This is a genomic window from Bradyrhizobium sp. SUTN9-2 (genome assembly GCF_003122645.1).
GTDB classification, from domain to species: Bacteria; Pseudomonadota; Alphaproteobacteria; order Rhizobiales; family Xanthobacteraceae; genus Bradyrhizobium; species Bradyrhizobium yuanmingense.
In genome coordinates this window covers 2,926,450-2,947,141 of sequence record NZ_LAXE01000001.1, presented here as the reverse complement: position 1 = coordinate 2,947,141, position 20,692 = coordinate 2,926,450, and the positions used below count along the sequence as shown (strand labels likewise).

General features: G+C 63.5%; 23 protein-coding genes and 1 pseudogene. 14 read left to right on the top strand and 10 right to left on the bottom strand.

Annotated features, from left to right (window positions below; genetic code table 11):
- Nucleotides 1-36: 36 nt before the first annotated feature.
- Entirely contained in the window at nucleotides 37-1,278 is a 1,242-nt protein-coding gene (locus XF30_RS13440; protein WP_109142982.1) for a FecR family protein, read from the bottom strand.
- A 131-nt stretch (nucleotides 1,279-1,409) separates the two neighbouring features.
- Between XF30_RS13440 and XF30_RS13435 the strand changes: the two genes are divergently transcribed.
- A complete protein-coding gene (locus XF30_RS13435) occupies nucleotides 1,410-3,206 on the top strand; it encodes a ShlB/FhaC/HecB family hemolysin secretion/activation protein (protein WP_109142981.1) in 1,797 nt (598 codons plus the stop codon).
- Nucleotides 3,207-3,349: 143 nt separating this feature from the next.
- On the opposite strand, the gene XF30_RS40135 is transcribed toward XF30_RS13435, so the two are convergent.
- On the bottom strand, nucleotides 3,350-3,436 hold the full coding sequence (locus XF30_RS40135; protein ID WP_368736791.1) for a hypothetical protein: 87 nt from the start codon (nucleotides 3,434-3,436) through the stop codon (nucleotides 3,350-3,352).
- Nucleotides 3,437-3,737: 301 nt separating this feature from the next.
- Between XF30_RS40135 and XF30_RS13425 the strand changes: the two genes are divergently transcribed.
- On the top strand, nucleotides 3,738-4,055 hold the full coding sequence (locus XF30_RS13425) for a c-type cytochrome (protein ID WP_036007678.1): 318 nt from the start codon (nucleotides 3,738-3,740) through the stop codon (nucleotides 4,053-4,055).
- A 287-nt stretch (nucleotides 4,056-4,342) separates the two neighbouring features.
- Here the strand turns inward: XF30_RS13425 and XF30_RS13420 are convergent, their stop codons facing one another.
- On the bottom strand, nucleotides 4,343-4,684 hold the full coding sequence (locus XF30_RS13420; protein ID WP_036007681.1) for a phasin: 342 nt from the start codon (nucleotides 4,682-4,684) through the stop codon (nucleotides 4,343-4,345).
- 133 nt (nucleotides 4,685-4,817) lie between these two features.
- Nucleotides 4,818-5,003, bottom strand: a complete 186-nt coding sequence (locus XF30_RS39320) for a hypothetical protein (RefSeq protein ID WP_036007684.1) — start codon at nucleotides 5,001-5,003, stop codon at nucleotides 4,818-4,820.
- Between the two features lie 568 nt (nucleotides 5,004-5,571).
- Between XF30_RS39320 and XF30_RS13410 the strand changes: the two genes are divergently transcribed.
- Complete coding sequence (locus XF30_RS13410; protein WP_036007687.1) at nucleotides 5,572-5,928, top strand: hypothetical protein; 357 nt, start codon at nucleotides 5,572-5,574, stop codon at nucleotides 5,926-5,928.
- A gap of 45 nt (nucleotides 5,929-5,973) precedes the next feature.
- Here XF30_RS13410 and XF30_RS13405 read toward each other — a convergent pair whose 3' ends face one another.
- Both XF30_RS13405 and XF30_RS13400 read right to left on the bottom strand, forming a co-directional pair.
- Entirely contained in the window at nucleotides 5,974-6,549 is a 576-nt protein-coding gene (locus XF30_RS13405) for a hypothetical protein (protein WP_109142979.1), read from the bottom strand.
- 45 nt (nucleotides 6,550-6,594) lie between these two features.
- A complete protein-coding gene (locus tag XF30_RS13400) occupies nucleotides 6,595-7,131 on the bottom strand; it encodes a GcrA family cell cycle regulator (RefSeq protein WP_036007691.1) in 537 nt (178 codons plus the stop codon).
- Between the two features lie 155 nt (nucleotides 7,132-7,286).
- Here XF30_RS13400 and XF30_RS13395 point away from each other — a divergent pair, with 155 nt between their 5' ends.
- Both XF30_RS13395 and XF30_RS13390 read left to right on the top strand, forming a co-directional pair.
- On the top strand, nucleotides 7,287-7,895 hold the full coding sequence (locus XF30_RS13395; RefSeq protein WP_036007694.1) for a S24 family peptidase: 609 nt from the start codon (nucleotides 7,287-7,289) through the stop codon (nucleotides 7,893-7,895).
- Nucleotides 7,896-7,996: 101 nt separating this feature from the next.
- Nucleotides 7,997-8,272: a hypothetical protein gene (locus tag XF30_RS13390; protein ID WP_036007697.1), complete on the top strand. Its 276-nt coding sequence runs from the start codon at nucleotides 7,997-7,999 to the stop codon at nucleotides 8,270-8,272.
- Between the two features lie 159 nt (nucleotides 8,273-8,431).
- On the opposite strand, the gene XF30_RS13385 is transcribed toward XF30_RS13390, so the two are convergent.
- Nucleotides 8,432-9,406: a quinone oxidoreductase family protein gene (locus tag XF30_RS13385; RefSeq protein WP_036007700.1), complete on the bottom strand. Its 975-nt coding sequence runs from the start codon at nucleotides 9,404-9,406 to the stop codon at nucleotides 8,432-8,434.
- A gap of 223 nt (nucleotides 9,407-9,629) precedes the next feature.
- Between XF30_RS13385 and XF30_RS13380 the strand changes: the two genes are divergently transcribed.
- The 3 genes from XF30_RS13380 to XF30_RS13370 all read left to right on the top strand — a co-directional run bounded on the left by XF30_RS13380 (nucleotide 9,630) and on the right by XF30_RS13370 (nucleotide 12,304).
- Nucleotides 9,630-9,830 carry a hypothetical protein gene (locus XF30_RS13380; RefSeq protein WP_036007702.1) on the top strand — a complete coding sequence of 67 codons (201 nt, stop codon included), beginning with the start codon at nucleotides 9,630-9,632 and terminating at the stop codon, nucleotides 9,828-9,830.
- A 147-nt stretch (nucleotides 9,831-9,977) separates the two neighbouring features.
- Nucleotides 9,978-10,919 carry an AAA family ATPase gene (locus tag XF30_RS13375; protein WP_192893127.1) on the top strand — a complete coding sequence of 314 codons (942 nt, stop codon included), beginning with the start codon at nucleotides 9,978-9,980 and terminating at the stop codon, nucleotides 10,917-10,919.
- A 5-nt stretch (nucleotides 10,920-10,924) separates the two neighbouring features.
- A complete protein-coding gene (locus XF30_RS13370; protein WP_036007773.1) occupies nucleotides 10,925-12,304 on the top strand; it encodes a vWA domain-containing protein in 1,380 nt (459 codons plus the stop codon).
- A gap of 19 nt (nucleotides 12,305-12,323) precedes the next feature.
- Here the strand turns inward: XF30_RS13370 and XF30_RS38480 are convergent, their stop codons facing one another.
- Nucleotides 12,324-12,500, bottom strand: coding sequence for a hypothetical protein (locus tag XF30_RS38480; RefSeq protein ID WP_192893126.1), 177 nt, complete (start codon nucleotides 12,498-12,500; stop codon nucleotides 12,324-12,326).
- Nucleotides 12,501-12,851: 351 nt separating this feature from the next.
- Between XF30_RS38480 and XF30_RS13360 the strand changes: the two genes are divergently transcribed.
- The 3 genes and pseudogenes from XF30_RS13360 to XF30_RS39315 form a co-directional block, all read left to right on the top strand.
- The gene (locus tag XF30_RS13360) at nucleotides 12,852-13,073 is read left to right on the top strand and encodes a hypothetical protein (protein WP_036045311.1); all 222 of its coding nucleotides are present in this window, start codon (nucleotides 12,852-12,854) and stop codon (nucleotides 13,071-13,073) included.
- Between the two features lie 135 nt (nucleotides 13,074-13,208).
- Nucleotides 13,209-14,222: a formamidase gene (locus tag XF30_RS13355; RefSeq protein ID WP_109142977.1), complete on the top strand. Its 1,014-nt coding sequence runs from the start codon at nucleotides 13,209-13,211 to the stop codon at nucleotides 14,220-14,222.
- 37 nt (nucleotides 14,223-14,259) lie between these two features.
- Nucleotides 14,260-14,396, top strand: a pseudogene (locus XF30_RS39315) (C4-dicarboxylate transporter DctA); the annotation flags it as partial.
- Nucleotides 14,397-14,407: 11 nt separating this feature from the next.
- On the opposite strand, the gene XF30_RS13350 reads toward XF30_RS39315, so the two are convergent.
- Together XF30_RS13350 and XF30_RS13345 are read right to left on the bottom strand one after the other, a co-directional pair.
- Nucleotides 14,408-15,781, bottom strand: a complete 1,374-nt coding sequence (locus XF30_RS13350) for a hypothetical protein (protein WP_109142976.1) — start codon at nucleotides 15,779-15,781, stop codon at nucleotides 14,408-14,410.
- Between the two features lie 107 nt (nucleotides 15,782-15,888).
- Nucleotides 15,889-17,145, bottom strand: coding sequence for an allantoate amidohydrolase (locus tag XF30_RS13345; RefSeq protein WP_109145697.1), 1,257 nt, complete (start codon nucleotides 17,143-17,145; stop codon nucleotides 15,889-15,891).
- Between the two features lie 397 nt (nucleotides 17,146-17,542).
- On the opposite strand from XF30_RS13345, the gene XF30_RS13340 reads away from it, so the two are divergent.
- The 3 genes from XF30_RS13340 to XF30_RS13330 are packed head-to-tail and all read left to right on the top strand — an operon-like array spanning nucleotide 17,543 to nucleotide 20,692.
- Complete coding sequence (locus XF30_RS13340; protein WP_109142975.1) at nucleotides 17,543-18,655, top strand: BMP family ABC transporter substrate-binding protein; 1,113 nt, start codon at nucleotides 17,543-17,545, stop codon at nucleotides 18,653-18,655.
- Entirely contained in the window at nucleotides 18,652-19,764 is a 1,113-nt protein-coding gene (locus XF30_RS13335) for an ABC transporter permease (RefSeq protein WP_109142974.1), read from the top strand. The genes XF30_RS13340 and XF30_RS13335 overlap by 4 nt, the downstream gene beginning before the upstream one ends.
- Nucleotide 19,765: 1 nt before the next feature.
- Nucleotides 19,766-20,692, top strand: coding sequence for an ABC transporter permease (locus XF30_RS13330; RefSeq protein WP_109142973.1), 927 nt, complete (start codon nucleotides 19,766-19,768; stop codon nucleotides 20,690-20,692).

Below are 20,692 nucleotides of genomic sequence, written 5' to 3'. Positions count from 1 at the left end.
CCCACACCCGCCCCGACGGACGCGTCCACCTAGAGTTCAGCGTCTGCCGTGCCCATTGCTGCCATTTCCATGGCCGTGGCCGTTGTTGCCTCTGCCATTGCCGGTGGCGCCGTTGTCGGCATGGCTGCTGTTACCGTGACCGTTGCTGCCGCCGTTACCGCTATTGTTTGGATTGCCGCCGTTGCCGCTGTTGCCGCCGTTGCCGTTGTTGTTACCCGAATTACCGTTGCCACCGTCCTTTCCGTTGTTTGCTCGCGGGGCATCGCTGGATGCGCCGGCCGTCGTTGCGGCGATCGTGGCGTTCGCGCTGGCGGCACCGCTGCTTGCCGCACCGTTGGATGCAGCCGGGCTCGTCTGGCCATCGTTCCAGACCGTCTGACTGTCGCCCCTGGCATTCGCATTACGTGCCTGCCCCGGCGGAACGACGCCGTGCGCAAGGCCGCGCGTCGCCTTGTGGACGTTCAGCTTGACCTCTCCCAGCGCGGCCGAAATGCGCACGGCTCCTGCCTTGGGGGCATGCCCCCCGGCCGCCTGCCCCGAGGCCTTGGGTGCGCCGGCCGCCTTGCTTCCCTTGTCGATGGGGCCGAGCGCATGGATGGCATGGCCATTGGCCGCATGGCGCGGCGCCGACAGGCCCGACTTCGGCACTGGGACACGCTCGATCGTGGGTGCACGGGGCTTGCCCTGCTCGATCGGATTGAGCGTCCCCGCACCGCTGAGGCTGAGACCGGGCTTGCCGTGTTCGAAGACGGTGGCCGCTTGTCCGGGCATCACTTGCGCAATCTGTCCCGTCTTGAAATCGGAGACTTCGACCTGGCCGCGGAGCACGCCGACCTTGGTGCTGCCGGCACCGACCGTGACGCTGAACTGCGTTCCCTTGACCACGGCGGCGAGATAGGGCGTCTCGACCTCGAAATGCTTGACGTTGCGCTTCTCGACCTCGAGCAGGATCGAACCCGCCTGCTGGATGATGGTGGTCGACAGGCCGTCCTTCTTCTCGGCCGGCAGGCCCACCACCGAATTGGGAGAGATCAGGATCGTTTCCTCGCCGCGGACGAGGAGAACGCGCCCGTTGCGACCGGTGCGAATGGTATCGCCAGGTTTCAGCGTTCCTTCTGACGTCAACGACACCTGCTGGGCGCCGCTCGTCGCAAGCCAGACCTCGCCCGAGGATTTGCTGACGGACCACACACCGTCGTCCGCCGCGAATGCGCTGGAGGCCGATCCCAGGATCAGCGCCGCCGCCAGGGCGCGCCGCATTCCAACTCTGCCGAACATGATGATCCTCAGCCCGCGTTTACAGCCAAGCCTGAGGGGTATCCGAAATCACTCAAGATAGGATTATCGGAAAGCGGCCAGCGGAGCGGCCGGATTAACCAATCGTTGACCATAAAAACCTATGAAAAATCATGCGGCTAACGAACCCTTACCGCCCCTTGGCAGATCCTCCGTCGAACTACGGAGACAAAGTCGCCGCGCGCGGTGAGAAGCGGCATCTCCTTACCGCATTGGTATCGGCGGCAGTAATTTTCGCGGCGACTCCAGCGGCACTCGCTCAACAGGCGAACCAGCCGGGCTTCGATCCGCGCCAGCCCGAGAAATATTTTGATAACCAGACCGAGCAGGAATCGCTCGGTCGGCCGCCGGTTCGGTTGCCGAGCGTCGGACAGCCCACGACGGGCGGCGATACCAAGCCGCAATTCGTGCTGCGCGGCGTCAGCGTCAGCGGCGCCCATGCGGTTTCCCCTGATCGCATCGCCGCTGTCTACCAGCCTTATCTCGGCCGGAAGGTCTCGCAGGCGGATCTGGCCGCGATCGCAGGCGCCATCAGCGACCTCTACCGCGAAGCCGGCTTTCATCTGAGCCGCGCCATCGTGCCACCACAAGACATCGCCGACGGCCGTGTCCGGATTCAGGTCCTGGAAGGTGCGATCGTGCAGGCCGAGTTGAAGGGCGACGGTGCCGAACAGTTCGGCGTAAGGCCGATGCTGGCGCCGGTTCTGACCGAACAGCCTTCGCGACTGGCAACGCTCGAACGCCAGCTCTTCCTGATCAATGGCAGGCCGGGCGTCCGGATCACCGACACTGCGCTGGAGGAGATCGGCGGTACGACGGGCCGCTTCCGCCTGACCATCTACTTGAAAACCTGGCACGTCTTCACCTCGTTCGGCCTCGACAATCTCGGATCCTCGTCGGTCGGTCCCTGGCAGACCTACGCCACCGGCGCGTTCAACTCCTACCTCGCGCCCGGCGATGCATTGGCGGTCAACCTGTCGACCATTGCCAACGACCCCCGCCAGCTCGGCTTCGCACGGCTGTCGTACGATGCGCCCGTCGGCGTCGACGGTGTCCGCCTGGGTGCTTCCGTGCTGTACAGCGCGGTAAGGCCGGGCGATATGCGCCGGCTCGATAGCGACATCACCACGACCCACGCGTTCGAGCTGCGTGCCAGCATGGTCCCGTTGCAGTCGCAATCCTCCACGCTCACGCTGACCGCCGCCACGACCTTCAGCAATGTGTCCGAGCATGACCTTTACGGGCCCTGGTACAACGACCACATCAGGACGGCGAGCCTGACCGCCGACTACCGGCTGTTGGATCCTTTTGGCGGCACCAATTTTGCGACTCTGACCTACCGTCAGGGGCTCGACGTTTTTGGCGCCTCACATTTCGAGGACGATCTGTTGTCACGCGACGGAGCCTCCTCGAACTTCTCGGTCCTGAACCTCTGGTTCACGCGCTACCAGACACTCAACGATGTCTGGTCGCTCAAGCTCGCTGCCGCGAGCCAGACGGCGTCGCGCCCGCTGTTCACTTCGCAACAATTCTATCTCGGCGGCGCGGCCTTCGGCCGTGGCTATGGCGCAGCCGAGATCAGCGGCGACAACGGCCTTGCCGGCTCGCTCGAGCTGCGCTTCGACCAGAAGCTCAATTTCCGCTATTGGACCGGCTACCAGCTCTATGCCTTTGGCGACGCTGGCGCAGTCTGGAACCACGGTTATCGCCTGAGCGACGGGCTGTCGCTGACATCGGCCGGAGCCGGTGTGCGCTTCTTCCTGCCGGACGACCTCCAGGCCGATTTCGGCGTCGCCGTCCCCTTAAGCTACCGGGCGCCGGACAACGAGCGTCGCAGCCCACGCTTTCTTTTCACGCTGTCGAGCGCGTTCCGGCTCTGCCCCGAACGCGGCCGGGCGAGCTGTCTCTAGCCGCCCGGTCCTTCGGGCGGGATGTCGCATCCTGACAGCTTTTCCCCGCGGCCATCCTTCGAGACTCCCGCTTGAGGCGGGCTCCTCAGAATGAGGCCGGAGTGCGCGGCCGGAGTTTCCACGGGCACAGACGCTGATGACCCTCATCGTGAGGAGACGCTCGACCGCTTCCTGCGTGACAGCGCCAGCAGCGCGCTCACGCCTGCGGATACGAAGAGCCCAATGATCATGAACCCGGGCGACTATTGGCCGGGACGCTTTGCGGCAGATCAAGGCGGCTCCGACACGGCACGGTAAGAAACCACATGCTGTCGGAGAGACACGTGTCGCACTATACCGGAAGTCTTGGTACGAAAAGCCTTGTTCCGAAGGTCCTGCCCGCGGCGAGAGTGCCGGCATTCATGCGGCATCTCTATCGTTCGACCCGCAGGCTGCTGCGCTCGATCGTCGCTCGCATCGATCTCTCGCAATTTCCAGGATCCTGCTGCGGATGAGCGCGGCAGCCGCAAGCGAATGCAGAAAGATTGCCCTATGCTCCGACATGTGAGACGGATTTTCCTGCTGCTTGGCCTCGTCTCTGGCTTCGGCTCGTCGTCCGCTCTCGGTGCTGATGCCGGTCACGGCGCCGAACTCGCCAGGCGCTGGTGCGCGAGCTGCCATGTCGTGGCGAACGGACAGGCTCAGGCGAGCGCCGACGTCCCTTCCTTTGCGTCCGTCGCGCGCAGGCCGGATTTCAGTGCGGAAAGGCTCGCATTCTTCCTGCTCGATCCGCACCCGAAGATGCCGAATTTTCCCCTGAGCCGAACCGAAGCCGGCGATATCGCGGCCTACATCGCATCGCTGCGTTAGATGCCTGATCGGCCGCCGAAGGCCGCGCTCGCGCAAACCGAGCGGCGCGCTTTTCCGAAGGTCATACTTCAGCAATAGTCTGAGCTTCATCCCGGATGGTCACGCCGGGCTGCACGAAGGCTGCAAATGCAAATCCCTGCCGGTGGACCGGCAGGGATCAGCAGAAAGGATGACAGACGGCGAATGAGATCATTCGGTGGCCCATCATGGACCTGCACCGGTATCGAAGCGCGGATCTTCACGTCATACAAGATCAATTTGTGGGCACGCTGTACACAGACCGAAAATCAGGACTTGCCCTTGCCGGGTTGCATGAGACTGCCGGTCATCTGACGCATGTGATCTCCGGCGCTGGTGAACTGACTGCGGAGGAAATCGGATTGGATTCGCATCGCCTCCTGGAGGTCGGTGGCATGCACCAGCTTGCGCGCATGCTCGAAGGCCGACTTCATGTTCTGCTCGGTGAAAGCCAACGCCTGCTTCGACACCTCTGTCCCCGCCCCCGGAACGGACGACATCGATTTGGTCGCCGCTTCAAAGAACATGCCGAAGGCCTTTTCGGCCTGGTCGATGGTCTTCTCGGCCAAATCACGCAGTTCGGCCGGAACTTCGATTTTCGGTTCGATCATGGTCTCACTCCTCCCTTTTTCCGTCTGAATACCACATTTGCCTGACCGCCATCCAGCCGCCAGCGCTCCGGCGAACGATGCCGGGGAGCCTGCTCTGGCAGGAAAATGGGCAGGATGGGCGCGCGGCCGGGCTCTAGGATAAGGGGTGCTCGGGAAGAGCTTCGTCGGTGGCGAGATCTTCGACCAGCTTGATCACCTCGAAGCGCTGTCGCGGCGCGAGCTTCAGGAAGGCCCGGAGCAGACGCAGACTTTCCACGGTGCTGCCTGCAGGCACACCGAGCTTGAGATGCAGCTCAGCCGCGAAATTGAGGTTTTTCATCTCGCACCTATGACAAGCATCGGTCGTGATCCGCTCGAGAACCGAACGCCGCAACAGAACTATGGCGACGAACGTTCGGCCGAAGGGACCCGCCGGGTTGCAGGCTGAACCGCGTCCAAACGACGGCTTCCATCTGGTTGCAACTATGCCAAGCAACAACCCATCCGGCAAGCCCAACCGTGGGTATAGCGATGCTTGGTCTGCATCGCGCCACAGCGTTTTCCGGATAACAGGAATATCGATCGCCGTCACCCACCTGCGTCAAGAAGCGTCATCAATCACGCGCACAGCCCCTCTTGCTGTCAATCAACACGGGGTTTCGTCGTGTTTCCGATGTTAAATGCACGTTAGCGCACGAATTGGCGATTCTTCAGCAAGATACACGCATTTGTTGAATCCGTCCCGGCGGTTGCATTAAGCGCGTGAAAGTCGATCTGGCGGCCGGTCCACCGTGAACCGCCGTCCACGCGCGAGCGACCAAGCCGTTGCGGCACGGCCACGCAGACACGGGCGCCATGGCTGAAAACTCTTCGATTTGGGCGCGCCTCAGCACCAAAAGGACGACGGCATGCTTTCTCGCTGCGATCTCATCAAGGGCGCCGCAATCGCGCTTCTCACCCTCTCGACACAAGGCGCATGGGCGCAGGAGACCAAGATGAACCTGTTCAAGATCGTCACCGTCAAGGACGAAATCGTCGTCGGACTGTCGGCGCAGGAGCTTCAGGCGCTCGGCGGCAATGATGCGAGCGCCGTCGCACACGCGCTGGCACAGAAGGGCGATCTCACCGTCTGGCAATACAACGTGCATCGTGGCCCCAACGGCGAATTACAGCAGGCACCGACAGCCAAGATCGGGCTGCTGGCCCATGCCTCGCTGCGCGTCGAGCCCTACACCACGCCTTACCAGATCGTCCCTCACCCGTAAGCAATGGGCGGAGCGCCGGCGGCCGAGACCGCCGACGCTCCGCAATCATCCACGTCGGCCCTCGCGCGCCGTTCCCGTCTCCGTCGCGAAGCCGTAGATCAGCGCCAGCCGGTCCAGGCATTCGCGAAAACGCCGCGCGAAGTAATCGTTCCAGCGTTGCGTGCGGACGGCACGACGCTGCCCAACCTGATCCATGGTCAGACCCAGCACCAGCACGTCGTGCACCAGCGCGGCGCCGTCGGTGCCGAGCTCTCGTTCGATCCGGTTGAGCCGCAGCACCGCCTGGCGCTGGCTCTCGGTGACGGGCTCACGCGTGCCCGTCCCATCGACATATTCGCGCGTCGTATCCACCGCCTGCGGGCCGCGCTCCGCCCTCTCCCAATCGTTCTGGAAGGCGCGGCCGGCGCGGTACTGCGCCTCGTCGATCTGATGGTGCGCGTGCAGCCGACCAAGCGGATCGCCGCGGACCGACCGGATCGCCAGGATCTTCTCGCCGGAACCGAGCGCGAGCGGATTGTCGACCTCCACCTCCGCGATTTCGGCGTTGAACGGCACCTCCCGCGACCGCCGGTCGTAGATCTGCGCCAATTTGTAGGACTTGTTGCGTCGGGCATGAGCCACTCGGATCTCCTTGCAAGATTGAGAGTTGAACGGAGGGCGGCACCGTCAGAGCGCCGAGACCAGCTTCAGCACGACCGGGCCTGCGGCACGGGCCGCCGACGCAGCCTCGGAACGGCGCGTCAGACGGCCATGCGGCGCGCAATAGCTCGAGCCAGGCTGGCGCGGGTGGCCGCAGAAGGTGATCTCCTCACCGTCCTTGTCGCCGCCATAGGGATAGCGGCAGTCGGCCGGCTCGAGCTCGACCAATTGGATCAGGCGCGGCTGGATGCCGACACAGCGCAACTTCACCCGCGCCGCAGGCTTCATGGCGGACTTCGGCGGCAGATTGAGGCTCGGCCACGCCACCCGGCGCGGCGAAAGCAGGCTGGGTTCACCCGGCAAGGGCGGCGCGAGCGCCGGGCTCGTCATCCATTGCGGCACGATGAGCCGGAGCCGCTTGGCGCGGCCGACCACCGCGCTGCGCGTATAAGCCGTTCCAAACCTTGCGTTTATCTGTCTTCCGATCTCCGCATAAGACATGCCTTTGTGAAAATAGTCGCGAAGCGCGTCGGAGTGCTCCGACGGCCAATGGCCCGGTTCCATGCTGCTGTCCTGTGATGCGCCTCCACCCGGGAGGCGAGACGCACATTCCGTTATTCCGAATATAGAGTCAAGCCGTATTTCTGATATTCATAATTGCATCAATTCCGAATTTCGGATTACAAGAGGCGAGACGGTGCGCAATCGAGGGAATCACCATGTTGGACGTAGCAATGATCGAGCGGGGCCTGGAGAAGACGGGCAAGAGCAAGGGCGGCCTGGCTGCGGCCATGGGCGTGCGGCCCGGCGCGGTCTCGGAGATTCTCGGCGGCGAGCGCCTGGTGAAGGCCTCGGAGATCATTCCGATCATGGAATATCTCGAGCTCAATCTCGCGCCGATCATGGGGCGCGTCGGAGCCGGCGCCGTGATCGAGCCGGACTACGAACAGGTTCCGCCGGAAGGTCTCGGCGACGTCGCGTTGCCCTTCCCGATCATGGAAGAGACGATCGCATTCGAGATCGTGGGCGATTCGATGCTGCCCAAATACGAAAGCGGCGACGTGATCGTCGTCTACAAGGACCAGCGCCACCCGCTGTCGAGCTTCTACGGCGAAGAGGCAGTGGTCCGCCTCAAGACCGGCGAGCGCTATCTGAAGACCATCGAGCGGGGCAAATCTCCCTCAGTGGTCAACCTCACGAGCTTCAATGCCAAGCCGATCGTCGGCGTCAAGCTTGACTGGGTCGGGGAGATCTGCCTGTCCATGCCCAAGGGACAGCTTGAGCGGCTGCGCGCGAAGTCGGCGCGGCCGCGCAAGAAGAGCAAATGAGGGCTGCCACCTTCTGATTAAAAGAAATCACACTTGACATAGTTCCGATTTTCGGAAATAATCTGCCGCGTCCCGACCATGGGGCGCGGCAGGGTCGTTTCATGCAATACTTCGTCGTGATGATCGATTATGGACGGCGGGGCCGCGAGGCGGTCGTCGATCCCGAAATCACCCGGCGCGAGGTCATTTCCCGCCTCGCCTCGGGTGAGTATCGGAACGTCTCGTTCATCCACGAGATCGTGGAGAACTCGGTCGAAGATGTCACCGCGGCCATCCTGGCCGAGGCGGCCCTCCCACAGATCGAGCCCGAGGACGTCGATCTCCAGGCAATCCGCCTCGACCACATCCACGACCTGCGCAAGCACGAGAGGACGTGACGCAGGCCCACAGCATGATCCGGACCTGAAGGGCCGCGTTAGCGCAAAGTGTGCAGCGGTTTTCCGAAACGATCATGATCAATCAACAGCCTAAAGCGAGATGACGATTCATCCTAATCGCATCGCGCTTTAGAGCTCGCGCCACCGTCCGGTTGGGCATTACACCAGGAGAACGGTCGATCCCGTGGTCTTGCGTGCCGCAAGATCGGCATGCGCCTTGGCGGCGTCCTTTAGCGGGTAGGTCTGGTGCACCTCGATCTTGACCGCGCCGGACTTGACGACGTCGAACAGCTCATTCGCCATCGCCACCAGATTTTCGCGCTTGGCGGCGTAGGTAAACAGCGTCGGACGCGTGACGTAGAGCGAGCCCTTCTGGGCGAGCAGGCCAAGATTAAGCGGCTCCACCGCGCCGGAGGACTGGCCGAACAGCGCGGCGACGCCGAGCGGGGCGAGGCAATCCAGCGATTTCAGGAACGTGTCCTTGCCGACGGAGTCGTAAACCACTGGCACTTTCTTGCCGCCGGTGATCTCGTCGACCCGCTTCACGAAATCTTCCCTTGTATAGATGATGACATGGTCGCAGCCATGCGCCTTGGCGAGCTTCGCCTTCTCGTCGTTGCTGACGGTGCCGATCACGGTCGCGCCGAGATGCTTGGCCCACTGGCTCAAGATTAGGCCGACACCGCCGGCGGCCGCATGCAGCAGGATGGTATCGCCGGCTTTCACCCGATAGGTCTGGCGGATCAGATATTGCGTGGTGAGCCCCTTGAGCATCATCGCCGCCGCCGTCTTGTCGTCGACGCCGTCGGGCAATTTCAACAGCCGGTCGGCGGGGATCAGCCGCGCCTCCGCATACGCCCCGAGCGGCGAGGCGCCATAAGCGACGCGATCGCCCGGCTTCAGATCGCTGACGCCAGGCCCGACCTCTTCGACGACGCCAGCCGCCTCGCTGCCGAGCCCGCTCGGCAGTTGCGCCGGATAGAGGCCGGAACGGTTATAGATGTCGACGAAATTGAGGCCGACCGCGGTGTGGCGGATGCGCGCCTCGCCGGGCCCAGGTTTGCCGACGCTGACCTCCTCCCAGACCAGGACTTCCGGACCGCCGGTTTTGTGAAAGCGAATGGCATGCGTCATGGGCGTGCTCCTTTATCGTTGAAATGAAAGTTAGAACACCGGATCGGCCTGTGAAATAGGCATTTGGTCCGCCCGTTACAGTATAGAAGCCGTAACAAGAATGTCACAGCGAACCACAAACAGCCGCCGTTCCGCCTCCGTTCGAAAGAGTTGATGAGGGCCCCGCGGCGACCCGCAGTAGCCTTGCGCGGGGTTTGATGGTCGCCTGCGAAGGAGAGCCGAGATGCCAGCTTACGTTCAGCATCATCAGGACGTCGAAATCGCGCCAGTGAATTGCCCTACCTGTATGGGGTTCCTGCCGATGTATGTGCGCGAGGTCGAGCCGCATTGGAGCCTAGCCAAGATCGACTTCGTCTATGAATGCGCCGATTGCGGCGCCGAGCTGAGGCAGACGATCCGCAAGCCGGAGCTGCTGCGGCACTGATCGCGCCAACAGCGAAGCGCTTAACTATTTGCGCTTAGCGGAAAAAACGCCGTTCACGCGGGTCAGATGTCTCCCAAACGTGGCTTGTCCTTTGCCTGGAACGCAGGCAGAACAAGCCTCACGCAAGACCTTTGGGAGCGCCCTTTCGTGGCTGATCAGAAGACCTCGATCGAGGCAGTGGAGAGCGGCCTCGCCGCGCAGGGCTACATCGCGAGCCGGCAGATCGCGACTGCCGTCTATTTGTCGCAGCAGATCGAGAAGCCGATCCTGGTCGAGGGCCCCGCGGGCGTCGGCAAGACCGAGCTCGCCAAGGCGATCGCGGCTTGGCGCGGCATGAAGATGATCCGCCTGCAATGCTATGAGGGCCTCGACGAGGCCAAGGCGCTCTACGAGTGGAAATACGCCAAGCAGCTTCTCTACACGCAGATCCTCAAGGACAAGCTCGGCGAGGTTCTCGGCGGCGCGCAGACGCTGCATGCCGCGCTCGACCAGCTCCACGATTTCGGCGACGTGTTCTTCTCCAAGGAATTCGTCGAGCCGCGGCCGCTGCTCCAGGCGCTTGAGCAGCCGGGCGGCTGCGTGCTCCTGATCGACGAGATCGACAAGTCGGACGCCGAATTCGAATCGCTGCTGCTGGAAATCCTGTCCGACTTCCAGGTCACGATCCCCGAGCTCGGAACCGTTTCGGCGATCACGCCGCCGACGGTGATCCTCACCTCCAACAGCGAGCGCGACCTCGGCGATGCCCTGAAGCGACGCTGCCTGCATCTGCATATCGGCTTTCCCGAGCAGCGGCTCGAGGAGCGCATCGTCGAAAGCCGCGTGCCCGGCATCTCGCAGACGCTGCGGCGGCAGATGGTCGGCTTCATCCACGAGATCCGCTCGCTCGACCTGAAGAAGCTGCCCTCGGTCAGCGAGACCATCGACTGGGCGCGTGTGCTGGTGCTGCTCCAGGCTTCCGAACTCGATACTGAGATCGTCAAGGACACGCTCAACGTGCTCCTGAAATACGAAGCCGACATCGAGGCCGCGACGCCGCAGGTGACGACCTTCATTGCCAAGGCGGCCCGGTCCAACGTCTTCGGTTGACGCCGATGCGCGAAAATCTCCATCGCTTCTTTCGGGCGGCACGCGGGGCTGGCGTTCACGTCTCGCCGGCCGAAAGCATCGATGCGATGCGCGCCGTCGCGCAGGTCGGCATCTCCGACCGCGCCGTGCTACGCGATGCGCTGCTGCTGACGCTCGCCAAGTCGCAGGACGAGAAGCTCGCGCTCGGCGACTGCTTTGATCTGTTCTTCAGCCAGCCGGAGCCGCGACAGGAGCAGCCTGAGGCTGCCGGCGAAGACGATGCTGCGCAAGGCGAGGATCAGCCGCCCTCCGCCGGCTCGGCGAGCGAGGCGGGCGAAGGTCAGCCTTCCCAGGGCCTGGGTCCCTTGGCGCAGATGCTATTGTCGCAGGATCGCAACGCGATCGCTGCCGCGATTGCCAGCGCCTCCGGCGCGGCCTCCCTGTCCGACATCCGCTACTCCACCCAGCGCGGCATATTCTCCAGCCGCATCCTCGACGCCATGGGCCTCCAGCGCCTGCGCGACGACCTCGACCAACTGACCGCGACCAACCCGTCGCTGGCCGAGCGCCTGCGCGCCGCGCTGGATGCCTTGCGCGAAGCCGTGCGCGATACGGTCTCGCAAGGGCTCGCACTCTATGCCCGCGAGGAGGCCGAAAACCTCCGCAACGAGATCCTGCGCAACGCGCCGCTTGCCCGCATCGAGCGGCGCCAGGTCGCCGAGATGCGTGCCCTCATCCGCCAGATCGCACGCCGCCTGCGCGAGCGCTATTCCAAGCCGCGCAAGCGCCAGCGCCGCGGCCATCTCGACGTTCGCCGCACGCTCCGCCGCAACGCAGCCTGGGGCGGCGTGCCCTTCCTCACGGCATGGAAGCGCAAGCATCGCGACCGGCCGAAGATCGTCGCGCTGTGCGACGTCTCGGGCTCCGTTGCGCAAGTCTCCGACTTCTTCCTGCTGCTGATCCACTCGCTGCACGAGGTGGTCGACGACGTCCGCTCCTTCGCCTTCTCTTCGCACCTGATCGAAGTCAGCGAGATCCTGGAGACGAAGTCGCCGGAGGAGGCGATGTCCGAGATCATGTCCAAGGTCGGTTTCGGCTCGTCGGATTACGGCGCCTCGTTGGTCGATTTCGAGAAGGAGTTCATGAGCGCGCTGACGCCGCAGACCACGGTGATCGTGCTCGGCGATGCCCGCAGCAACAATCTCGACCCACGCGCCGACATTTTGCGCCGGATCTCCGAGCGTTCGAAGCGGTTGGTCTGGCTCAATCCCGAGGGGCGGCTCGCCTGGGGCTTTGGCGATTCCGAGATGCCGCGCTACGCAACCTTTTGCAGCGTCGTGCGCCAATGCGCCACCGCGCAACAGCTCGAACGCGCTGTTTCCGATATTGTGGCGACTTATCAATAAGCAATAACAGCCGCCTCCGTCAGGCGGCGTTCAGCTCGGCCTGATTGCATTCCCGAAAGTGACGCGCGATTTCGTCGAGCGCGCGCTGCTCCCATTCTTCTGCCTGCGCCAGCCAGAACGGCCGGCGCTTCGAATCGAGCGCCGCGCGCTCTCGGCAAAGGAATTCCTGACTGCGAATTTCCACCAGCCTGTTCATGCACTCCACTCCGGCCGTGTGAAGCCATTCCCCGCAGGCCAAGGTAACAGAGTCCTCAATCTCCCGCCTCATCATTTCTGTGCATATCGCGACGCCAAATAGGACAGTGATGCTTGCCGTGCACTGCGGCAGCTCGCATCGCAACATCAAGTGCGGATCATCAATTAGTGATCGGAGAACGTGACGGTAGTCGTGCACTAACGACGTTAACTCTTGTGGCGCAACGAAGTGCCGCAATTTGTGAAGAGATGTTCTAAACAGCTGACCGAATTCCCGACTCATTGTCGTCGCATGGTCTTCATGCGGCGCCGCTAACAGGGGCACGCGAACCGGACGATCGGCTGAGGCACCATGAGCAACGATTTCGACTTTGATCTATCGACCGACCAGTGGGAAGCGCTAAAGGCGCTTCGCAACCCGGTGTCGAACGGTCGCCTCGCGAAGGCCTATCTCGTCGAAAGCCTCGCCAAGCTCGGCCTCGTTGTCATGAATGACGGCGTGCCTGCGATAACATCCACAGGACGCAAGGTGCTGGTGCGCGGCTCATGCCGGCTGCTCGATCTCGTGGCGTGACGAGATCGCCTGCTGCCGCGTAACTGCGCCATCGCCTGAAAAATAACCTTTAGCTCTTCATCGAAATCGGATTTGCTTCTTGCGACAAGATCTGGCGCGCAACGACGCTGCGCCAGACAGGCAAGGGAGCTGATCATGAACGGGCTTGGCGGGCTGAACAAATCCCCCAACGGTGTGGTTATCGGACTTGTGCAGCTGCAGCTGCCTAGCGTGGTGAGCGCGGCCGATCTCGCCAGGCAGACCGAGCGCATCGTCTGGATGGTCGGCAAGGCCCGCCGCAATCTCTCCACCATGGATCTGGTGGTCTTCCCCGAATACTCGCTGCACGGCCTGTCGATGGACACCAATCCGGAGATCATGTGTCGGCTTGACGGACCGGAGGTTGCGGCCTTCAAGCAGGCCTGTGTCGATAACAAGATCTGGGGCTGTTTCTCCATCATGGAGTTCAACCCGCATGGCAATCCCTACAACTCGGGCCTGATCATCGACGATCACGGCGAGATCAAGCTCTACTATCGCAAACTTTATCCCTGGATTCCGGTCGAGCCGTGGGAGCCCGGCGACATCGGCATTCCCGTGATCGAGGGACCGAAGGGCGCGAAGATCGCGCTGATCATCTGCCATGACGGCATGTTCCCGGAGATGGCACGGGAATGCGCCTACAAAGGCGCGGAGATCATGATCCGCACCGCCGGCTACACCGCGCCGATCCGCGAAGCCTGGCGCTTCACCAACCAGGCCAATTCGTTTCAGAATCTGATGATCACCGCAAATGTCTGCATGTGCGGCTCGGACGGCTCGTTCGATTCCATGGGCGAAGGCATGATCGTCAATTTCGACGGCACGGTCCTGGCGCATGGTACGACCGGCCGTGCCGACGAGATCATCACCGCAGAGGTCCGGCCGGATCTCGTGCGCGAAGCCCGCATCAACTGGGGCGTCGAAAACAACATCTACCAGCTCTGGCACCGCGGCTATGTCGCGGTGAAGGGCGGCGCGATGGACTGCCCCTACACCTTCATGCAGGACATGGTCGCCGGCACCTTCCGATTGCCGTGGGAAAATCAGGTCAAGGTCACCGACGGCACCTCGTGCGGCTTCCCGGCCCCGACGCGGATGTTCGGCAAGACGGCGAAGGCGGCGGAATAACCCGGTTTCTCGGGTGAAACCGCGACAATCTGGCACCGTGGCCTGCGCGCTCGGCAACCCCGTCGGCAATTGCGTCGCAACCGTCGCGGTCGCGGCCTGGGAAGGCGATCTCGACCGGCCAAGGCGGCCAAGGTGCTGGAGGGTGGCGAGGTGGTCGACGTGACGGCGGGATAGAGGTTCGGCGATCAATCGTTCCACTGGAGGAGTGGCGTGCGGTAGGCCCTCCTCCAGACCGACAGAAAGCGCGGAAACCACGAGTGGGCCACGGCACCCTTATAGGCCCAGGTGCGATACTTCAGACCCTGCTCCGAAATCAGCTCCTGATAGCCGCCGTGGAGTTCGGTCGCGGCGCGAATGTCCTTCAGGATTCCTTGCGCGCAGGCCCGATAGGTATCGCCACCCGAGAACTCATCGTAATCCAGCATGCGGTCGGCAAATTCGACGTTGAACGTCGGCCAGGAGGAACGCCCCTGATATGCGGGAGCTGCAATCTTGTGGATCATCTTGGTCCGCGGGTTGTCCGCCGAAACCAGGAAGTGGAACGTGCTCGGAATGCGAAACCGTGGCTCGGCGATGATCACATCCGTCGTGGCCGCGAACAGCGCGCGCTCGCTCGCCTCGCTCATATCCCAGAAGCCGCGATGCACGCTGACGAAATCCAATGCGACCGACGATGCCGGTGAGCTCGCCGGGCCGTCCAGGGAATGCCTGATGTAGCCGTTCTTGCCGAAGAGGCGGAGCAGATCCCTCTTGTACTGCGCAAGGTCGCGCCCGAGCAGCCGCTTCAGCTCGTTCTCGCCGACGATCCCGAGCTGCACGCCCCACACGAAGGTCGTGTAGACGCAGGCATTGGTGACGAAACGCCGGCGCTCGGCGCGGGTATCCGTCGCCGCGGAGCGCGGGCCGCTGGCGTCGCACAGCAAATATCTGGTGCCGTCAGCGTCGAAGGACTCCAGCTCGCTCGCAAGCTTCAGGATCGCGCGCTTCAGGTCTCCGCCATATTCGGCCAACAACAAGCGGCCGGCATGCGCGCATTGCGACATCGCAAGGTAGGACGACGCCCTCTCCTCGGCAGAGATCATCTGCTGCAGACCGGCGAGAATGCCGAGCAGCGTATCCGAGGGTCGCGAAAAATAGTTCACGCCGAGATACCGGCCGCGCCCGGCCGGTACGATGGTCGTGGTGACCACGTCGGCGCGAACGGCCTCCAGCAGCAGGCGCACGCTCTTCTCGAGCAGACGGACCCGTCGCACCGCGTCCTGCGCATCCATGATGGTTTCAGGATCGAGAACGTCGGGATAGAACCAGGCGAAGTCGCGGGGGTAATAGGCCGAGGCGTGCGGTGCGCCGGTGACGAGGAAGGCCTCGGTCACCGAAAAGGCGCTGTCCATCGAGTGCCGATAGAGGTCCTCGATCGCCGACAACGAATGATGCGATTGTCTCAGGAATCGATCACCGAGGAAATTGACCGCCTGAAGGGCGTTGGCGACGAAGGTCGCAGCCATCCCCTGATAGAACCGGTTTTCACGATGTGATGGAAAAGAGATGTCGCTGTTCATGTCCGTCAATCGGCTGATTGTCTCGTGACCCTCGTGATGATGGCCGCCATCTTAAACATGACTGATTCGTATCTCTACCCGGTGACTTGCGGGTTCGTGACGCTCGCCTAGGCCTTGCGCGGCCCGAAATTCTCGATCACCCGCAGCAGCACACGCGCGCCGGCGTCGGCATCGGCGAGCGCGACATGCTCGTCCGGGTGATGGCTGATGCCGCCGCGGCAGCGGACGAAGATCATGCCGACATCGGCAATGTCGATCATCGCCATGCCGTCGTGCCCTGCCCCGCTCGGAAGCTCGAACACGGAGACGCCTTCGGCTTCGATGGCCTGCGCGATCTGCTGCTTGAGCCAGGGCGCGCAGGTCGCGGTGCGGTTCTCGTGGGTAACGTCGAGCTGAAGCGCCAGCTGTCGCCGCTTGGCGATCGCCTCGATCTGGCGGACGACATCGGCCACCGCGCGCTTGCGATGCATGTCGGTCGGCGCGCGCATGTCGATGGTGAAGGATACCTCACCCGGAATGACGTTGGTCGCGCCGGGCCTCGCCTGGATGTAGCCCACGGTGCCGACGAGGCCGCCCTCGTCGGTGCGGCAAAATTGCTCGATCGCATTGATGCATTCGGCCGCGCCGGCGAGCGCATCTCGGCGCAGCGCCATCGGCACGGTGCCGGCGTGACCGGCCATACCGGTGAGCCGGGCCGCAAGGCGCGTGGCCCCGGTAATGGCGGTGACGACGCCCACCGGCAGGTTCTGCGCTTCCAGCACCGGCCCCTGCTCGATGTGCAATTCGAGATAGGCAAGCAGCTCGCGCCGCGCGCGCGCGGCCGCACCGATATGGTCGGGATCGAGGCCGAACTGCACGAGCGCCTCGCGCATCGACACGCCGTCGCGGTCGCGCGTGTTCAGGATACTCTCATCGAAGGTGCCGGCCACCGCACGGCTGCCGAGCAAGGTCGAAGCGAACCGCACCCCCTCCTCGTCGGCAAAGCCGATCACCTCGATCGCAAATGGCAGGCGCTTGCCGCGGCGGTTGAGATCGGCGACGCAAGAGATCGCGGTGATCACACCCAGCGGTCCATCCCATTTGCCGGCATCGCGCACGGTGTCGTAATGCGAGCCGAGCATCAGGCAGGGCATGCCCGGCCGGTCGCCTTCGTACCGTCCGCAGACATTGCCGATGGCATCGAGATGGGCGCTCATGCCGGCCTCGCGCATCCACCCCATGATGAGGTCCGCGGCCTTGCGCAGCTCCTTGCTGAGGAAGATGCGGGTGAGCTTCTCGGGCTCTTCCGAGATCGCGCCGAGCTCGTTGATCCGGCGAACGATCTCATTGCCGAGCGATGCATCGTGAACGGTACCAGCGCCCATCTCGGCGAGCTTTCCATCTTCTGAGGACACGGCGGTCCTGACGACAATCGATACAAGTTCGGTGCCAGCGGAAATCCTCCGGCGCCGTCCCAGTCAGCGCGTGGTTAGCATGAATGCGCCTTGCCGGCCGACCGTCCGACGCGGGTCATGCACATGCGCGGGCAGGTTCTGGCTGCTCAACTCCTCTGCATACAATACCTTTATATTGCCCATAAATTAGCCTGCCACTTTCCTCGCCAAGTTCAGAACAAACATTATTCCATGTTTATTTCAATGGCTTATAACTAACTGCACGCTTCATAGTCTCTGGCACGAAGCTTGCGACGCCTGATCCCGGCTCCGCCAAGCCGGCGCAGCCGTGAGATCAAGGCGGGGCATCCGCCAAGGGGAGCGAGCAATGGATTCTGGCAGGATTTCACGACGTCATGTGTTGCAGGGCGGCGCGGCCCTCACCCTCGGCGCGGCAGCGGGCCTGCGCCCGGCCGTCGCGGCCGAGACCACCATCGGCTTCATTTATGTCGGCTCGCGCGACGACTACGGCTACAATCAGGCGCACGCGCAGGGCGCGGCGGCGCTGAAGAAGATTCCCGGCCTCAAGGTGGTCGAGGAGGAGAAGGTGCCGGAGACCGATGCGGTCGAGAAGACGATCGAGTCCATGATCAATCTCGATGGCGCCACCCTGCTCTTCCCGACCTCGTTCGGGTACTACAATCCGCACATGATCAAGATGGCCAACAAGTACCCGAAGCTCCGCTTCGAGCATTGCGGCGGCCTCTGGAGCGAGAAGGACCCCAAGAACGCCGGCAGCTATTTCGGCTATATCGACGAGGCTCAGTACATCTCCGGCATCGTCGCCGGCCTGACATCGAAGAGCAGCAAGCTCGGCTTTGTCGCGGCCAAGCCGATCCCTCAAGTGCTGCGCAACATCAACGCCTTCACGCTTGGCGCCAAGTCCGTCAATCCAAAGGCCACCACGCAGGTGATCTTCACTGGCGACTGGTCGATGCCGGTCAAGGAGGCCGAAGCCACCAACAGCCTGATCGATCAGGGCGTGGACGTGCTCACCTGCCACGTCGATGGGCCCAAGACCATGGTCGAGAACGCGGCGCGGCGCGGCGCCTTCGTCTGCGGCTATCACACCAACCAGTCGGCGCTGGCACCCAAGGCCTATCTCACCGGCGCGGAGTGGAACTGGGAAGCGCTCTATCCGAAGTTCGTCAAGATGATCGCCTCCGGTGAAGGCATTCCGAATTTCTACCGCGGCGGCCTGAAGGAAGAGATCGTCAAGACCTCGCCCTATGGGGAAGCGGTCTCGGCCGAAGCGCGCAAGGCGGCCGACGCGGCCAAGGCAAAATTCCTGTCGGCAGAAGGCTTCGCCATCTTCAAGGGTGGGCTGGTCGACAACAAGGGCAAGACGGTGATCCCTGCCGGTACCGACCGCGGCCAGAAGGATCCTGAACTGGAGAAGATGGACTACCTGGTCGAGGGCGTGCTCGGAGCCACTTCGTGACGATGGAAGCGGCGGATTCCACGGACGCGGTCGGGACAGTCGCCCCGGCCGCCGATCCCGGTTTCCTCCAGCGTCACGGCGGCACGATCGAATATGTCCTGATCCCGGGCGCGGCGCTGGTCGGCGCGCTCGCGGTGTTCGGCATCTTCGTCGCGATGTTCGGCAAGAATCCGCTCGATCTCTATTTCTACATGTATTACGGCGCGTTCGGCACCTGGTTCTCCTGGCAGAACACGCTGACGCGCGCAGCGCCCCTGATCCTCACCGCACTCTGTACCGCGCTGCCGGCGCAGCTCGGCATGGTCATCATCGGTGGCGAAGGCGCGCTGCTGATCGGCGCATTGTCGGCAACCAGCGCCGCACTCGCGCTTCAGGGCATGCCGCCGCTCGTCGTCCAGATCGCCATGGTCTGCGCCGGCGTGATCGGCGGCGGGCTCTGGATCATGCTCTCGGGCGGCTTGCGGCAATATCGCGGCATCAACGAGACCATCTCGAGCCTGCTGCTCGTCTACATTGCGCTCGCGATCCTCAACCATCTCGTCGAGGGGCTGATGCGCGATCCCGCCAGCCTCAACAAGCCGTCCACCCGCGAGATCGGCGCCGCCAACATGATCGGCTCCATTCCCGGCACCGACGTGCATTGGGGCCTCGTGTTCGGCCTGGTCGCTGCCATCGCCTCCTACATCCTGATCTATCACACTGTGTTCGGCTTCGCCGCGCGCGTGGCGGGCGGCAACATCCGTGCTGCGAAGATCGTCGGTCTCGGCGTCGACAAGCTGATCCTGACCGTCTGCTTCCTTGCCGGCGGCGCGGCTGGCCTCGCCGGCATGGTCGAGGTCGCCGCCGTGCAGGGACGCACCAACGCCAACCTCGCCGCCGGCTATGGCTTCACCGGCATTCTCGTCGGCTTTCTGGCGCGGCAAAATCCGCTCGCCATCATCCCCGTCGCGATCCTGCTCGGCGGCATCAGCGCCAGCGGCGGCCTGCTGCAACGCCGCTTGGGACTGCCCGATGCGTCCGTGCTGGTGCTGCAGGGCATCATCTTCGTCTTCGTGCTCGCCAGCGATGCGCTCTACGGCCGCATCGGATTCCTGAAGGGAAAATCCTGAGATGGCAGACGGATCGATCGGCCTCTGGACCGTCCCGCTCGCCGTCCTCGGCGGCGCCATTCGCGTCTCCACCCCATTCCTGTTCGTGAGCCTGGGCGAATGCATCACCGAGCGTGCGGGCCGCATCAATCTCGGCCTCGAAGGCACGCTGGTGATGGGCGCGATGAGCGCCTATGGCATCTCCTATCTCACCGGCTCTCCGTGGCTCGGCGTGCTTGCCGCCGGCATCACCGGCGCGCTGCTGGGTGCGCTGCATGCCGGCATCTGCTCGCTGCCGCGCGTCAATGACGTTGCCGTCGGAATTGCCTTGATGCTGTTCGGCACTGGCCTTGCGTTCTATCTCGGCAAGCCGCTGATCGAGCCGACAGCGCCGCGGCTGCCCGCCATCGACTTCGGCTGGTGGAGCGACATCCCGCAAGTCCAGGCAGCGCTGCGCATCAACGTGCTGTTCCTGATCGGCGTGGCGCTGGCGCCAATCCTCTATTGGGCCTTCCGCACCACCCGCTTGGGCTTGCTCATCCGCACCGCCGGCGAGAGCGCGGATGCCGCACGCGCGATGGGCCATTCCGTGCTGCTGATCCGCCTGCGCGCCACCATGGCCGGTGGTTTCCTCGCGGGCATCGGCGGCTCGTTTCTGTCCCTGTTCTACCCCGGAAGCTGGAACGAGGGCCTTTCCTCGGGCCAGGGCATCACCGCCGTGGCGCTCGTGATCTTCGCGCGCTGGGATCCCCTGCTCTGCCTGTGGGCCTCGCTCGCCTTCGGCGGCGCGGCGGCGCTGGGTCCGGCGCTGCAATCGGTCGGCGTCACCTCTGGCTATCACCTATTCAACGCCGCGCCCTACATCCTGACGCTGGCGATCATGATCATCACCTGCTCGCCGAAGCGGACGCTGACCGGCGCGCCCGCCGAACTCTCGATCACACGGTAA